Annotated in this window: 18 protein-coding genes and 2 pseudogenes; 11 read left to right on the top strand and 9 right to left on the bottom strand. The window is 42.1% G+C overall.

What is annotated here, in order from left to right:
* Positions 1-11 precede the first annotated feature (11 nt).
* The 11 genes from fabG to GOM47_RS07780 all read left to right on the top strand — a co-directional run bounded on the left by fabG (position 12) and on the right by GOM47_RS07780 (position 8,189).
* Positions 12-743, top strand: coding sequence for a 3-oxoacyl-[acyl-carrier-protein] reductase (gene fabG / locus GOM47_RS07830; RefSeq protein WP_235080434.1), 732 nt, complete (start codon positions 12-14; stop codon positions 741-743).
* A gap of 28 nt (positions 744-771) precedes the next feature.
* Positions 772-2,007 carry a beta-ketoacyl-ACP synthase II gene (fabF, locus tag GOM47_RS07825; RefSeq protein WP_235080433.1) on the top strand — a complete coding sequence of 412 codons (1,236 nt, stop codon included), beginning with the start codon at positions 772-774 and terminating at the stop codon, positions 2,005-2,007.
* Between the two features lie 2 nt (positions 2,008-2,009).
* Positions 2,010-2,498: an acetyl-CoA carboxylase biotin carboxyl carrier protein gene (gene accB / locus GOM47_RS07820; protein WP_235080432.1), complete on the top strand. Its 489-nt coding sequence runs from the start codon at positions 2,010-2,012 to the stop codon at positions 2,496-2,498.
* Entirely contained in the window at positions 2,495-2,917 is a 423-nt protein-coding gene (fabZ, locus tag GOM47_RS07815) for a 3-hydroxyacyl-ACP dehydratase FabZ (RefSeq protein ID WP_000565515.1), read from the top strand. Before accB ends, fabZ begins: the two co-directional genes overlap by 4 nt.
* Before the next feature lie 11 nt (positions 2,918-2,928).
* On the top strand, positions 2,929-4,296 hold the full coding sequence (accC, locus tag GOM47_RS07810; protein WP_235080431.1) for an acetyl-CoA carboxylase biotin carboxylase subunit: 1,368 nt from the start codon (positions 2,929-2,931) through the stop codon (positions 4,294-4,296).
* 35 nt (positions 4,297-4,331) lie between these two features.
* On the top strand, positions 4,332-5,198 hold the full coding sequence (accD, locus tag GOM47_RS07805; protein ID WP_235080430.1) for an acetyl-CoA carboxylase, carboxyltransferase subunit beta: 867 nt from the start codon (positions 4,332-4,334) through the stop codon (positions 5,196-5,198).
* Positions 5,195-5,962 carry an acetyl-CoA carboxylase carboxyl transferase subunit alpha gene (locus tag GOM47_RS07800; protein ID WP_235080429.1) on the top strand — a complete coding sequence of 256 codons (768 nt, stop codon included), beginning with the start codon at positions 5,195-5,197 and terminating at the stop codon, positions 5,960-5,962. The genes accD and GOM47_RS07800 overlap by 4 nt, the downstream gene beginning before the upstream one ends.
* 155 nt (positions 5,963-6,117) lie before the next feature.
* Entirely contained in the window at positions 6,118-6,300 is a 183-nt protein-coding gene (locus GOM47_RS07795) for a hypothetical protein (protein ID WP_049536703.1), read from the top strand.
* A gap of 18 nt (positions 6,301-6,318) precedes the next feature.
* A complete protein-coding gene (locus GOM47_RS07790) occupies positions 6,319-7,044 on the top strand; it encodes a CPBP family intramembrane glutamic endopeptidase (protein WP_235080428.1) in 726 nt (241 codons plus the stop codon).
* Between the two features lie 218 nt (positions 7,045-7,262).
* Entirely contained in the window at positions 7,263-7,448 is a 186-nt protein-coding gene (briC, locus tag GOM47_RS07785; RefSeq protein ID WP_235080427.1) for a biofilm-regulating peptide BriC, read from the top strand.
* An 18-nt stretch (positions 7,449-7,466) separates the two neighbouring features.
* A complete protein-coding gene (locus GOM47_RS07780) occupies positions 7,467-8,189 on the top strand; it encodes a CPBP family intramembrane glutamic endopeptidase (protein ID WP_235080426.1) in 723 nt (240 codons plus the stop codon).
* Between the two features lie 49 nt (positions 8,190-8,238).
* On the opposite strand, the gene nusB is transcribed toward GOM47_RS07780, so the two are convergent.
* The 9 genes and pseudogenes from nusB to gatC all read right to left on the bottom strand — a co-directional run bounded on the left by nusB (position 8,239) and on the right by gatC (position 13,695).
* Positions 8,239-8,661, bottom strand: coding sequence for a transcription antitermination factor NusB (nusB, locus tag GOM47_RS07775; RefSeq protein ID WP_235080425.1), 423 nt, complete (start codon positions 8,659-8,661; stop codon positions 8,239-8,241).
* A complete protein-coding gene (locus GOM47_RS07770) occupies positions 8,654-9,043 on the bottom strand; it encodes an Asp23/Gls24 family envelope stress response protein (RefSeq protein ID WP_235080424.1) in 390 nt (129 codons plus the stop codon). Before GOM47_RS07770 ends, nusB begins: the two co-directional genes overlap by 8 nt.
* A gap of 21 nt (positions 9,044-9,064) precedes the next feature.
* A complete protein-coding gene (gene efp, locus GOM47_RS07765; RefSeq protein ID WP_000568640.1) occupies positions 9,065-9,625 on the bottom strand; it encodes an elongation factor P in 561 nt (186 codons plus the stop codon).
* A gap of 146 nt (positions 9,626-9,771) precedes the next feature.
* A pseudogene (locus GOM47_RS07760) lies at positions 9,772-9,855 on the bottom strand (glutamyl-tRNA amidotransferase); the annotation flags it as partial.
* Positions 9,830-9,961, bottom strand: a pseudogene (locus tag GOM47_RS09690) (SPFH domain-containing protein); the annotation flags it as partial. The pseudogenes GOM47_RS09690 and GOM47_RS07760, both read right to left, overlap by 26 nt.
* A gap of 64 nt (positions 9,962-10,025) precedes the next feature.
* Complete coding sequence (locus tag GOM47_RS07755) at positions 10,026-10,424, bottom strand: hypothetical protein (protein ID WP_235080423.1); 399 nt, start codon at positions 10,422-10,424, stop codon at positions 10,026-10,028.
* A 57-nt stretch (positions 10,425-10,481) separates the two neighbouring features.
* Positions 10,482-11,927, bottom strand: a complete 1,446-nt coding sequence (gatB, locus tag GOM47_RS07750; protein ID WP_001008649.1) for an Asp-tRNA(Asn)/Glu-tRNA(Gln) amidotransferase subunit GatB — start codon at positions 11,925-11,927, stop codon at positions 10,482-10,484.
* Positions 11,927-13,393: an Asp-tRNA(Asn)/Glu-tRNA(Gln) amidotransferase subunit GatA gene (gene gatA / locus GOM47_RS07745; protein WP_235080422.1), complete on the bottom strand. Its 1,467-nt coding sequence runs from the start codon at positions 13,391-13,393 to the stop codon at positions 11,927-11,929. Before gatA ends, gatB begins: the two co-directional genes overlap by 1 nt.
* A complete protein-coding gene (gene gatC / locus GOM47_RS07740; RefSeq protein ID WP_000705420.1) occupies positions 13,393-13,695 on the bottom strand; it encodes an Asp-tRNA(Asn)/Glu-tRNA(Gln) amidotransferase subunit GatC in 303 nt (100 codons plus the stop codon). Before gatC ends, gatA begins: the two co-directional genes overlap by 1 nt.
* Positions 13,696-13,826 lie beyond the last annotated feature (131 nt).

The following is a 13,826-nucleotide window of genomic DNA, read 5'->3' as shown; positions in this document are numbered from 1 at the left end:
GGAGAAATAGAATGCAACTTACAAACAAAAATGTCTTTGTAACAGGTTCAAGTCGTGGTATCGGACTTGCCATTGCTCACAAATTTGCCCAACTAGGCGCTAATGTAGTTTTGAATAGTCGAGGAGCAATCTCAGAAGAATTACTGGATGAGTTTTCAAACTATGGTGTCAAAGTAGTCCCGATCTCAGGTGATGTTTCAGACTTTGCAGATGCCAAGCGTATGGTAGATCAAGCGATTGCAGAACTCGGTTCTGTCGATGTCTTGGTTAACAATGCTGGGATTACTCAAGATACGCTCATGCTCAAGATGACCGAAGAAGACTTTGAAAAAGTGATTAAGATCAACTTGACAGGTGCCTTCAACATGACGCAAGCAGTCTTGAAACAGATGATCAAGGCGCGTGAAGGTGCGATTATCAATATGTCGAGTGTGGTCGGTTTGATGGGAAATATCGGACAAGCCAACTATGCAGCTTCTAAAGCAGGTTTGATTGGTTTTACCAAGTCAGTTGCACGTGAAGTTGCCAATCGCAACGTACGCGTAAATGCTCTTGCACCAGGAATGATCGAGTCAGATATGACTGCTGTTTTGTCTGATAAGGTCAAGGAAGCGACATTGGCCCAAATCCCAATGAAACATTTTGGTCAAGCAGAACATATCGCAGATGCTACAGTGTTCCTGGCTGGACAGGATTATTTGACTGGACAAGTTCTCGCTGTTGATGGCGGACTTAGCATGTAAAAAATAAGGAAAGATATAGGTAAGACAGATGAAACTAAATCGAGTTGTAGTAACAGGTTACGGATTGACCTCTCCTATCGGAAATACTCCAGAAGAATTTTGGAACAGTTTGCAAACTGGGAAAATCGGGATTGGAGAAATCACTAAGTTTGACCACAGCGAATTTGCTGTACACAATGCGGCTGAAATTCAAGATTTTCCATTTGATAAATACTTTGTCAAAAAAGATACCAACCGTTTTGATGATTATTCTTTGTATGCCTTGTATGCAGCGCAAGAGGCAGTGACACATGCCAACCTTGATGTAGAAACGGTAGATAAAGATCGCTTTGGTGTCATCGTTGCTTCCGGTATCGGAGGTATCAAAGAAATCGAAGATCAGGTTATCCGTCTTCATGACAAAGGCCCAAAACGTGTTAAACCAATGACACTTCCAAAAGCCTTGCCAAATATGGCTTCAGGAAATGTTGCCATGCGTTTCGGAGCAAACGGTATCTGTAAATCAATCAATACAGCCTGTGCCTCATCAAATGATGCTATCGGAGATGCCTTCCGTTCTATCAAGTTTGGTTTCCAAGATGTCATGTTAGTTGGTGGATCAGAATCATCTATCACTCCTTTTGCCATCGCTGGTTTCCAAGCGTTGACAGCTCTATCAACTACAGAGGATCCAACTCGTGCTTCTATCCCATTTGACAAAGATCGTAACGGATTTGTGATGGGAGAAGGTTCAGGAATGCTGGTTCTTGAAAGTCTTGAACACGCTGAAAAACGTGGGGCGACCATCTTGGCTGAAGTAGTTGGTTATGGAAATACCTGTGATGCTTACCATATGACTTCACCTCATCCAGAAGGTCAAGGTGCAATCAAGGCTATGAAGTTGGCTTTGGAAGAAGCAGAAATTTCTCCAGAGCAAGTGGCTTACGTCAACGCCCACGGAACTTCAACTCCTGCTAATGAAAAAGGAGAAAGTGGTGCAATTGTAGCTGTTCTTGGTAAAGAAGTACCTGTATCTTCAACTAAGTCCTTCACAGGACACTTGCTTGGTGCTGCAGGGGCAGTAGAAGCCATCGCTACCATCGAAGCCATGCGTCATAACTATGTACCAATGACAGCTGGAACAAGCGAGTTGTCAGACTATATCGAAGCGAATGTCGTTTATGGACAAGGCTTGGAGCAAGAAATCCCTTATGCTATTTCAAACACTTTTGGTTTTGGTGGACACAATGCGGTTCTTGCTTTCAAACGTTGGGAGAATAAATAATTATGAATTTAAATGAAATCAAGGACTTGATGGCTCAATTTGACCAATCAAGTTTGAGAGAATTTTCTTATAAAAATGGAACGGACGAATTGCAGTTTAGTAAGAATGAAGCAAGAATGGCTTCTGAAGCACCAGCTCAAGTTGCTCCAGTGCCAACTCCAGTAGCTGCAAGTCCAGTAGTTTCTGACACTTCAACTCCAGTAGAGAGATCTGTGGAAGAAGCACCAGCACCAGCTGAAACGACGGTTGCTCCAGAGGGTGATATCGTTGAGAGTCCTCTTGTAGGGGTAGCTTACTTGGCCGCTGGACCAGATAAACCTGCCTTCGTCACAGTCGGAGACAGTGTTAAAAAAGGTCAGACTTTGGTGATCATCGAAGCCATGAAAGTCATGAATGAAATCCCAGCGCCTAAGGATGGTGTGGTGACAGAAATTCTCGTTTCAAATGAAGAAATGGTTGAGTTTGGTAAAGGATTGGTACGTATCAAATGATCGATATTCAAGGAATTAAAGAAGCTCTACCCCATCGCTACCCTATGCTTCTAGTGGACCGTGTCTTGGAAGTGAGCGAAGATACTATTGTTGCCATTAAAAATGTCACGATAAACGAACCTTTCTTCAATGGTCATTTTCCACAATACCCAGTTATGCCAGGTGTTCTTATCATGGAAGCTTTGGCACAGACTGCGGGTGTCTTGGAATTGTCTAAGCCTGAAAACAAAGGAAAGCTGGTCTTTTACGCTGGCATGGACAAGGTCAAGTTTAAGAAGCAAGTTGTACCAGGTGATCAATTAGTCATGACGGCTACTTTTGTCAAACGTCGTGGTACCATTGCCGTGGTTGAAGCAAAGGCTGAAGTGGATGGCAAGCTTGCAGCGAGTGGTACTCTTACTTTTGCAATTGGAAACTAAGGAGGTTCTCCATGTTTCGTAAAATTTTAATTGCCAACCGTGGTGAGATTGCGGTTCGCATTATTCGAGCTGCGCGTGAGTTGGGCATTGCAACCGTAGCAGTTTATTCAACTGCTGATAAGGAAGCCATTCACACACTCCTAGCGGATGAAGCTATCTGTATCGGACCTGGTAAGGCGACAGAATCTTATCTCAATATCAATGCGATTTTATCTGCTGCAGTTTTGACAGAAGCAGAAGCCATCCACCCAGGTTTTGGTTTTCTTAGCGAAAATTCCAAGTTTGCCACGATGTGTGATGAAGTGGGGATTAAGTTCATCGGTCCTTCTGGGGCTGTAATGGATACCATGGGAGATAAGATCAATGCGCGTGAGCAAATGATCAAGGCTGGAGTTCCAGTTATCCCAGGATCTGATGGTGAAGTTCATACAGCTGAAGAGTCCCTTGCGATTGCAGAAAAAATTGGCTATCCAGTCATGCTTAAGGCATCGGCAGGTGGTGGTGGAAAAGGGATTCGTAAGGTTGAAAAGGCAGAAGACTTGGTCGCAGCCTTTGAGACAGCATCCAGTGAAGCCAAGGCCAATTTTGGGAATGGCGCTATGTATCTTGAGCGTGTGATTTATCCAGCTCGTCATATCGAGGTCCAAATCCTTGCTGACCAAGAGGGTCATGTTGTCCATCTAGGAGAACGGGACTGTTCTCTTCAACGAAATAACCAAAAGGTCTTAGAAGAAAGCCCATCCATTGCGATTGGCAAAACCCTTCGTAATGAAATTGGTGCTGCAGCCGTTCGTGCAGCAGAGTCTGTAGGCTATGAAAATGCAGGTACGATTGAATTTCTTCTCGATGAAGCGAGTGGCAATTTCTACTTCATGGAAATGAATACTCGTGTGCAAGTTGAACACCCAGTCACAGAGTTTGTTTCAGGTGTTGATATTGTGAAGGAACAGATTCGCATTGCGGCCGGGCAACCTTTACCTTTCAAACAAGAAGATATCGTCCTACGAGGTCATGCTATCGAGTGCCGGATCAATGCAGAAAATCCAGCATTTAACTTTGCTCCAAGTCCAGGGAAAATTACCAATCTCTATCTACCAAGTGGTGGAGTTGGCTTGCGCGTGGACTCAGCAGTTTATCCAGGTTATACCATTCCCCCTTACTATGATAGTATGATTGCCAAAATCATTGTTCATGGGGAGAATCGTTTTGATGCCTTGATGAAGATGCAACGGGCACTTTATGAACTTGATATTGAAGGAGTGCAAACCAATGCAGACTTCCAGTTGGATCTGATTTCAGACCGCCGAGTTATCGCTGGTGACTACGATACTTCCTTCTTGATGGAAACTTTCTTGCCAAAATACCAAGAAAAAGAATAGACTTTCAAAGAGTATGAGAACTAAAAGGGGGAGTTATGGCTCTATTTAGTAAAAAGGATAAGTATATTCGGATCAATCCTAATCGATCCGTAAGGCAGGCACCACAAGCCAAGCCGGAGGTGCCTGATGAACTCTTCTCCAAGTGTCCTGGATGTAAACACACCATTTATCAAAAGGACCTTGGGAGTGAGCGCATTTGTCCCCATTGTAGCTATACTTTCCGTATTTCAGCCCAAGAGCGCTTGGCTCTAACAGTTGATTCTGATAGCTTTGTGGAGATGTTTACAGGAATTGAAACTCAAGATCCCTTGAACTTTCCTGGTTACCAGAAAAAACTGGCTAGCATGCGTGAAAAAACAGGACTGGATGAAGCTGTCCTGACTGGTACAGCTAGCATTAAGGGGCAAAAAGTTGCTCTTGGGATCATGGATTCCAACTTTATCATGGCGTCGATGGGAACCGTTGTGGGTGAAAAAATCACGCGCTTGTTTGAATATGCGACAGTTGAAAAGTTGCCAGTTGTACTTTTTACAGCTTCTGGCGGTGCCCGTATGCAAGAAGGGATTATGAGCTTGATGCAGATGGCTAAGATTTCTGCGGCAGTTCAACGTCATTCCAAGGCAGGCCTTTTTTACCTAACTATTTTGACGGATCCGACAACAGGTGGAGTAACTGCTTCCTTTGCCATGGAGGGTGACATTATCCTAGCAGAACCCCAGAGTTTGGTTGGTTTTGCAGGGCGTCGTGTTATCGAAAATACAGTTCGTGAGACCTTGCCGGATGACTTCCAAAAGGCAGAGTTCCTGCTTGAACATGGATTTGTGGATGCAATTGTCAAACGGAGAGAATTGCCTGAAACAATTGCTAAATTAGTGAGATTGCATGGAGGAAGTCGCGGATGAATATTGCAAAAATAGTCAGAGAGGCACGCGAGCAGAGTCGCTTGACTGCACTTGATTTTGCCAATGGAATCTTTGACGAGTTTATCGAATTGCATGGAGATCGCTCTTTCCGCGATGATGGTGCGGTCATCGGTGGAATTGGCTGGTTAGGTGAACAGGCAGTAACTGTCGTTGGTATCCAAAAGGGAAAAAGTCTTCATGATAACCTCAAACGGAATTTCGGGCAACCACATCCAGAAGGCTATCGTAAGGCCTTGCGCCTGATGAAACAGGCAGAAAAGTTTGGCCGTCCAGTTGTGACCTTTATCAATACGGCGGGTGCTTACCCAGGTGTTGGTGCCGAGGAACGTGGACAAGGTGAAGCAATCGCCCGAAACCTGATGGAAATGAGTGACCTTAAGGTTCCAATCATCGCCATTATTATCGGTGAAGGAGGGTCTGGAGGTGCATTAGCATTAGCCGTGGCTGACCGTGTCTGGATGCTGGAAAATTCAATCTATGCCGTGCTCAGTCCAGAAGGCTTTGCCTCTATCCTTTGGAAGGATGGAAGTCGTGCTATGGAAGCAGCGGAATTGATGAAAATCACTTCACATGAACTTCTAGAAATGGGAATTGTAGACAAGGTAATCTCAGAGGCAGGGCTGTCAAGTAAAGAACTGCTAGGATGCGTTAAAAATGAATTGCGTGCAGAGCTTGAACGCTTGCAAGGCTTAGCCTTGGAACAGCTCCTCGAAGAACGTTACCAACGGTTTAGAAAATACTAAGAATGACTAAATGAGACTAGGAAGGTCTCATTTTTTTATAGAAAATACCATTCAGGTTGAAAAATTGACAGTTGAGGAGATGGACTATAAAATAGATAAAAAAGAAGTATACTGTAGATGTGAGCCTACAACAATATTTTAAGAAGGTTCTTGCAATGACAGGTACAGAAACATTTACAGTTCTTCCATCTGAAGACTTAGATCAAGTTTCAGGTGGTGGCATGATTTGGTTGGTTGATGATAGACATTGGGATTCGCCATATACATATAGTTTAGCGACAGAGTGGAGTACAATACTGAATCATGCGACTAGACGTGCTTATGGTATTGCCTATTGATAAATTAAAGGGATAAGTATGAAAAAACTAGGGCATTTGGGAGTCTTTATCTTACTGGTATTTTTATCGGTTTATCTACCAGAGTTAGGGATTATGCATCTAACTAAGTTTTTAGGATGGGGGATAGATGGCTATTCTATCTTTTTAACAGTTGAAGTAATAGCTCTTTTGCTATTATTTATCTACTGGCTCAAAAAGAAAGAGATGCTCTATATTTTTGAAAAAAAGGGTTCAAAGAAGTCAAGATTCTTTTACCTTGTAGTTGGTCTAGTGGCTACTTATTTTGATCGTCAATTGGTGGATGCTTTTCAATTACAGTTTCATCACTTAATTGATAACAAGTATATCTTTCAAGACCTTCTTTCGATTCTATACTCCAATGGGCAACCAACTTTTCTATCAACTGTTCTCAGTTTTAGTTTAACAGTAGTCGTCGCACCTATATTAGAGGAACTGATTCATAGAGGGTATTTTATGAATACCTTTTTCCCCCAGTCCAAGTACTATCTGGATGTTATCCTATCTGCTCTTATCTTTGGACTTAGTCATTTGATCCTAACTCACCGAGATCCTATCAGTTTGATTATTTATAGTTTAGGCGGTTTCTTCTATGCCCTTGTCTACCGTTGGACAAAGAACTTAAAAATTACCATCCTGTGCCATAGTTTTTTCAACTTTCTCATTTATGCAAAACCAATCTGGATTTTTGTTTACAATTATATCTATTATCATTTTTTTAGATAGTGGGTAGCAAAAAAAGTGTTTGATATTTGTCAAACACTTTTTCTAATTTGAGAGGAAGGTAGAGAAATCTTTTTTAACAATCTCTTGTTTTTCAATGAGTAAAGCTACCATTCAGGTTGAAAAATTGATAGTTGAGGAGAAGACTAATAAAATAGATAAAAAAGAAGTATACTGTAGATGTAAGCTTACAACAATATATTTTTAAGGAGGTACTTGATATGACAGGTACAGAAACATTCACAGTTCTTTCGTCAGAAGACTTAGACCAAATCTCAGGTGGTCTTGCTGTTTGGGAAGATGGATATGGTAGATGGTTATATTATAGAGAATTTGCTCCCTATATGGGGCAAGGGGCACTTAATTCTTATAGAGATGCTTGGAAGTACGGCTTCCGAGCAGGATAATCTTTCAAGAAAAGTACGATGAGAAACACAAAGAAACTAAGACAATTTGGAATATTTTTGCTTATTATTTTACTATCTACCTATTTACCACAAACAATTGGATTGTATGTGGCAATCATTTTAGGGTTAGGTGCTGATGTCTATTCCCTTATTTTAACAATAGGATTAGTAGGAATTTGCCTTCTATTAATTTGGTGGTTAAAAAAGCAAAAGATGCTCTTTATCTTTGAGAAAAAGAGCTGGAACTGGTCATTTGTCTTCTACTTATTTGCAACTTATGTGGTTTATCAGATTCTCGGTAATTTTTGGGCACGCTATGCTCATTTGATTAATCATAGGAATATTCATGATGAGTATTTTACCGTGGTTCTTTCAAATGGACAACCAACTTTTTTATCGACTATCTTATCTTTTGTCCTGCCTGTAATCATCGGCCCTGTTTTTGAGGAGACTCTTGATAGAGGGTATTTTATGAATACCTTCTTTCCTAAGTCAAAGTACTATTTAGATGTCATCTTATCAGGCCTTATCTTTGGGCTTAGTCATTTGATACTATCTCACAGAGACCCAATTAGTTTATTATATTATAGTCTTATTGGTCTCTTTTTCGCCCTTGTTTATCGTTCTACCGACAATCTGAGATTAACGATTCTCTGCCATAGTTTTTTTAACTTTCTCAATCATGCAAAACCTATCTGGATTTTTGTTTACAATTATATCTATTATCATTTTTTTAGATAGTGGAGGCAAAGAAAAGAGTGTTTGATATTTGTCAAACACTCTTTTCTTTTTACTGTTCTTCTGTTACAAACTGGCTGAGCAGTCCATTGATAAAACGAGCAGATTTTTGATCTGAGAAGTCCTTTGCAAGTTCGATAGCTTCATTAACAGCAACCAACTGAGGGGTGTCAAATGAAGTGATTTCAAAGACTCCCAAACGAAGGAGGTTTCTCTCCACGAGTGTTAAACGCTCGATGGTCCAACCTGCTTTTAAATGCTGTGTGATTTGCTTATCTAGTTCTTCCTTTTTAGCTTGAACACCAGAAACGAGCTCTGTCAAAAAGGTTGGAAGTTGCACATCAGTATCTTCACGATCGTGTGTATAGGCGAAACGACAAGCAGTTTCGGTGTCTGTACTAAACTCAAGACTCATAAGAGCTTGAAAGGCACACTTACGGAGCTCACGCCTAGATTCTAATAGTGGACTAGTCATTGAGGAAATCCTCATCAAACAAGTCTTTTAATTCAGGTTTTGGTGTTTTATCTGGAACGATACCAGCAACGTGGATATTCACAGCAGAAAGTTCTACGTCAGCCATGTTGCGGACAGCATCTTTGACAGCTTTTTGGATTGCCATAGCGACTTTTGGTACTTTGACACCGTACTCAAGGTAGAGGTAGATATCAGCTGTAAGTTCTTCATCAGCTTCTTTTAGATAAACGCCTCGACCAAGAGAAAGTTTTGAAAGGGTGTCAGATACTGATTTGTTTGAAAAAGAGTGGACACCTTCAACTTTAGCAGTTGCGATGGCAATGATTTTTTCAAGTACACGTGGGGCGATAACGATTTCGCCAAGTTGTTCTTCAATTCCCATAGAATGACCTCTTTCTAGAGATTAGGCACGAGAAACGTAAGTTCCTTCTGCAGTGTTGATAACGAGTTTTTGTCCTGCTTCGATGAAGTCTGGAACGTTTACGACAAGTCCAGTTTCCATCGTTGCTGGTTTACCAGAACCTGTAACAGTAGCACCTTTGATAGATGGTTGAGTTTCTGCAACTGTCAATTCAACAGTAGTAGGAACGGTGACACCAATCACTTCAGTTCCGTAGAATTGGATCTTCACATCAGAGTTTTCAAGGATGTAAAGCAATTCGTTTTCAACATTGACTACAGGGATTTCGTACTGGTCGTAAGTTTCTGTATTCATGAAGTAGGCTGTGTCATCCATTTTGTACAAGTATTGAGCTGGGACAGTCTCGATAATAGCTTGTTCAAATTTTTCCTCTGGACGGTAGCTTGTGTCAAATGTAGAACCAGTACGGACATCACGCAATTTCATACGCATGATCGTGTTTCCTTTACCTGGTTTGTGGTGACTAGCTTCCAAAACGCGAATCAATTTGCCGTCAGCTGTTTCAAAGGTCATACCAGCTTTTAATTTACTTGCTTCAATCATGTTTTTACCTCTTTAATAAATATTATTACTCTTCATTCTACCATAAAATACTCTGGAAATAAAGCCAAAATAGTTATTGGGAGTTGGTAGAGAAGAAAAAACCAACCTTAGGGCTGGTTTTGTCCTGTCTAGTTTTCTTTCAACTTTAAGCCTGCTTTTTCCACGTATTCACGCGCGCCACCGCCATTTTTAGCCAGATGGACAAAGACTTTCTTGGTCATAGCTGAGGTCTTCAAGCAAGATACTGGTTGCTTCAATCTCGTAGAGGCCTGTCCCAACCTTGTTGACCTTTTGTTTAGCGAGTTCGTTGAAGGGTTTTTGATTGGCATTGAGACTATTGAAAAGGTTGATTTCATAACTCGAATAATTATTAAATTATTTGATAACCTTTAAAAATCATCTAAGATTTACTAGCATTTAGCTTCTTTATGAAATGGCGTTCGATGAGCCACCCTATAATCCACCCCATCGCTAGCAAGTAATTCTCAAAAGCACCGATAGCATTTACAGGAGAGTGATACTCCATATAATTGAGTAAGTGATTTGTTCCTATTCCAATCCCGCCAAGAATGAGAGCAAAAAGTACGATTCGTAGATAAAACCAATCGTATTTAATATTGACAGCGAGAATAATAATCAATACAGCTAAATTCCATATTCCAATTTCTCGTTGCCAACCAGCAGATATTCCGTACCCGGAGTGGCTTCCCATGTACGATGGAAAGAAAATTTGTAGTATAGAAGCGCCTAACATAGCGATGATGACTAAGACAAATAGCAATCGTAAAAATTTGTTCATTTATTCTCCTTGTCTCATTCTCGTCTTAAAAGTAGAAAAAAGTGTATAAAGAGTAAATTACTCACTTTCTTTCAACTTCGCCAATTCCTGTGCAAGGAGTTTAAGGGCAACTTGTGGGTTGGCTTGGCCTTTGGTTGCCTTCATAAGGAATCCTGTGAAGGCCTTGTCTGCGTTGCGTTTACCTGACTTGAAGTCGGCAACGGCAGCTTCGTTATCCGCAAAGACTTGGTGGATGATTGGAATCAGAACATCTGGATCAGAGATTTGCACCAAGCCTGCTTTTTCCACGTATTCACGCGCGCCACCACCATTTTTAGCTAGGTGGACAAAGACTTTCTTGGCAATCTTAGAAGAGATTGTGCCGTCTTCGATGATGGCAATCATTTCTACCAAGTTTTCTGGTGTTAATTCGATTTGTTCTAGTGTTTTACCTTCGGCGTTCAAGAATTGAGCGACTTCACCTTGGAGCCAGTTAGAAACTTGTTTGGCATCGCCACCGAGGGCAACAGCTTTTTCAAAGAAGTCAGAAGTGACTTTGTTTGCAGTCAACTGGCTAGCATCGTAGTCTGACAAGCCAAGATCAGATACGTAGCGCGCACGGCGTTCTTTTGGAAACTCTGGCAATTCTGTGCGCATTTCCTCAATCCACTCATCTGAGATTTCAAAGAGTGGTAGGTCTGGTTCTGGGAAGTAGCGGTAGTCTGCAGCACCTTCTTTGACACGCATGAGGATGGTTGCTTTGTTGGCTTCATCGTAACGGCGTGTTTCTTGGCGAATTTGACCACCTGAGCGAAGGATTTCAGCTTGTCGTTGGACTTCGTATTCAAGCCCCTTACGGACGTTAGAGAAGGAGTTGAGGTTTTTCAACTCAGTCTTGGTACCGAATTTCTCTTGACCATAAGGGCGAAGAGAAATGTTGGCATCCACACGCATGGAACCTTCTTCCATCTTAACGTCAGAAATACCAGCGTACTGGATAACTTCCTTGAGAGCAGTTAGATAAGCATAGGCTTCTTCTGGGGAACGCATGTCCGCTTCAGATACAATCTCAATCAATGGCACCCCTTGACGATTGAGGTCAACATAAGAGTAGCCATCTGTACCGTGGGTGTTCTTACCAGCATCTTCTTCTAGGTGAGCACGTTCGATACCGATTTTCTTAGTCGTACCGTCTTCTAGTTCTACTTCAATCCAGCCGTTATAACCGATTGGCTCATCAAACTGAGAAATTTGATAGGCTTTTGGATTATCAGGGTAGAAGTAGTTCTTGCGGTCAAAGTGCATCTTTTTGTGGATGTCCATGTTGAGGGCAAGAGCTGCCTTGATACCGGCATCTACGACACCCTTGTTGAGAACTGGTAGTACTCCTGGGAAAGACCAGTCAATTACGTTAGTGTTGGCGTTTTGGTCATTTCCGAAGTGGGCAGATGTAGGTGAGAAGATTTTTGAATTGGTGTTGAGCTCAACGTGGACTTCAAGTCCAATGACTGTTTCAAAGTTCATTAGTTGTCACCTCCAAAAATCACGGGTTGTTGTTTGTGGTAGTCTGTTGTTGCTTCAAAGGCAGCAGCAGCTTGGTAAATGGTTTCTTCTGAGTATTTAGGACCGATCAATTGGAGGCCAACAGGTAGACCTTGAGCAAATCCAGCAGGAATAGAAATCCCTGGAAGACCTGCCAAGTTGACAGGGATGGTCAAAAGGTCAGCCAAGTACATAGCAACTGGGTCGTGGTTTAGTGAATCCAGGTCGTAGGCAACACTAGGAGCAGTTGGTCCCAAAATCAAGTCGTAATCCGCAAAGACTTTTTCGAAATCTTGAATGATGAGGGTACGGACTTGTCCAGCTTTCTTGTAGTAGGCATCGTAGTAACCTGATGATAGACTGAAAGTACCTAGCATGATACGGCGTTTCACTTCTTCACCGAAACCTTGACTACGGCTATTTACATAGATGTCATCAAGGTTGCTTGCATCTTCTGCGCGGTAGCCGTAACGGATACCGTCAAAGCGTTGCAGGTTTGAGGATGCTTCTGATGAAGCAATGATGTAGTAAACGGCAACACCGTATTTAGAGTGAGGAAGACTCACTTCTTCAACGATAGCCCCAAGTTTCTCAAAGTGTTTGGCTGCGTTGATGATGGTTTCTTTAACTTCTGGGTCAATTCCTTCACCGAGGTATTCCTTAGGCAAAGCGATTTTCATGCCCTTGATATCATGCCCGATTTTTGAAGTAAAGTCGGCAATGCGGACAGGAGCAGAAGTCGAGTCTTTGGCATCTTCGCTGGCAATCGCATTGAGCAAGAGGGCATTTTCTGTAACAGTTGGTGCGAAAGGTCCGATTTGATCTAGTGAGCTACCGAAAGCAATGAGACCGAAACGTGAAATCGTTCCGTAGGTTGGTTTGAGACCAACGATCCCGTTAAAGGCAGCAGGTTGGCGGATGGAACCACCAGTATCAGAACCAAGTGACAAGCGAACTTGGCCTGAAGCTACAGAAGCAGCAGAACCACTTGATGATCCACCAGGAACCTTGCTGTGGTCCCAAGCATTTTTAGTCGCACCGTAGTGAGAAGTCTCACCTGAACCACCCATGGCAAACTCGTCCATGTTGGTTTTCCCAACGACAATCATGCCCTTGGCTTTGGCATTGGCAACGGCTGTCGCATCAAAGATAGGCTCGTAGTTGTAGAGCATTTTTGAGGCTGCAGTTGTGAGGATACCGTCTGTAGAGATATTATCCTTAACAGCCAATGGAATTCCTGAAAGGACATTGTCCGCGTCAATTCCAGCTTCATCAATAGCCTTAGCTTGTGCAAGGGCTTGCTCCTCAGCGATGGTTACAAAAGCGTTGATAGCTTTCTCGCGAGACTGGATATCTTCAAGAGTTGCTTGGGTCAATTCAGTTGCAGAAATTTCCTTAGAGACAAGGAGGTTGTGCAAGTCTTCAATCGTTTTGTTATTAAAAGTCATTAGGCATCTCCTCCATCATCTAGGATAGCTGGTACCTTGATATAGTAGTTTTCTTTTTCAGGTACGTTTTTAAACAAGCGGTCACGGTCTGTTCCTTCTTCAGCCACATCCGGGCGGAGTACGGTCTTGCGGTCTGCCATGGTCGTAGTAGGTGCGACACCAGTTGTGTCGACTTCGCCCAGCAATTCAACCATGTCAACAATTTTAGATAAGGTGGTCGCAAAGGCGGCAGTTTCTTCTTCAGAGAATCTTAATTTTGAAAGATTGGCAACGTGCGTTACCTCTTCTTGCGTAATTTTCATCTTACATCCTTTCGTGAAATGATGATTTTTAGTCTGTTCTATTTTACCATATTTTCCTATAAATAAGGGAGCCAAACTGAAAAGAAATAGAAATTGAAAAATCGTTTTTAATTCGCTATAATGGTTAAACT

It is taken from the genome of Streptococcus oralis (assembly GCF_021497945.1).
GTDB lineage: Bacteria > Bacillota > Bacilli > Lactobacillales > Streptococcaceae > Streptococcus > Streptococcus oralis_BR.
The sequence above is the reverse complement of the archived record's forward strand: the minus strand, read 5'-3'. Positions and strand labels throughout refer to the sequence as shown.

Coding starts and splice junctions, on each gene's coding strand:
- fabG (WP_235080434.1), top strand. CDS start 12: ATGCAACTTACAAACAAAAATGTCTTTGTAACAGGTTCAAGTCGTGGT.
- fabF (WP_235080433.1), top strand. CDS start 772: ATGAAACTAAATCGAGTTGTAGTAACAGGTTACGGATTGACCTCTCCT.
- accB (WP_235080432.1), top strand. CDS start 2,010: ATGAATTTAAATGAAATCAAGGACTTGATGGCTCAATTTGACCAATCA.
- fabZ (WP_000565515.1), top strand. CDS start 2,495: ATGATCGATATTCAAGGAATTAAAGAAGCTCTACCCCATCGCTACCCT.
- accC (WP_235080431.1), top strand. CDS start 2,929: ATGTTTCGTAAAATTTTAATTGCCAACCGTGGTGAGATTGCGGTTCGC.
- accD (WP_235080430.1), top strand. CDS start 4,332: ATGGCTCTATTTAGTAAAAAGGATAAGTATATTCGGATCAATCCTAAT.
- GOM47_RS07800 (WP_235080429.1), top strand. CDS start 5,195: ATGAATATTGCAAAAATAGTCAGAGAGGCACGCGAGCAGAGTCGCTTG.
- GOM47_RS07795 (WP_049536703.1), top strand. CDS start 6,118: ATGACAGGTACAGAAACATTTACAGTTCTTCCATCTGAAGACTTAGAT.
- GOM47_RS07790 (WP_235080428.1), top strand. CDS start 6,319: ATGAAAAAACTAGGGCATTTGGGAGTCTTTATCTTACTGGTATTTTTA.
- briC (WP_235080427.1), top strand. CDS start 7,263: ATGACAGGTACAGAAACATTCACAGTTCTTTCGTCAGAAGACTTAGAC.
- GOM47_RS07780 (WP_235080426.1), top strand. CDS start 7,467: ATGAGAAACACAAAGAAACTAAGACAATTTGGAATATTTTTGCTTATT.
- nusB (WP_235080425.1), bottom strand. CDS start 8,661: ATGACTAGTCCACTATTAGAATCTAGGCGTGAGCTCCGTAAGTGTGCC.
- GOM47_RS07770 (WP_235080424.1), bottom strand. CDS start 9,043: ATGGGAATTGAAGAACAACTTGGCGAAATCGTTATCGCCCCACGTGTA.
- efp (WP_000568640.1), bottom strand. CDS start 9,625: ATGATTGAAGCAAGTAAATTAAAAGCTGGTATGACCTTTGAAACAGCT.
- GOM47_RS07755 (WP_235080423.1), bottom strand. CDS start 10,424: ATGAACAAATTTTTACGATTGCTATTTGTCTTAGTCATCATCGCTATG.
- gatB (WP_001008649.1), bottom strand. CDS start 11,927: ATGAACTTTGAAACAGTCATTGGACTTGAAGTCCACGTTGAGCTCAAC.
- gatA (WP_235080422.1), bottom strand. CDS start 13,393: ATGACTTTTAATAACAAAACGATTGAAGACTTGCACAACCTCCTTGTC.
- gatC (WP_000705420.1), bottom strand. CDS start 13,695: ATGAAAATTACGCAAGAAGAGGTAACGCACGTTGCCAATCTTTCAAAA.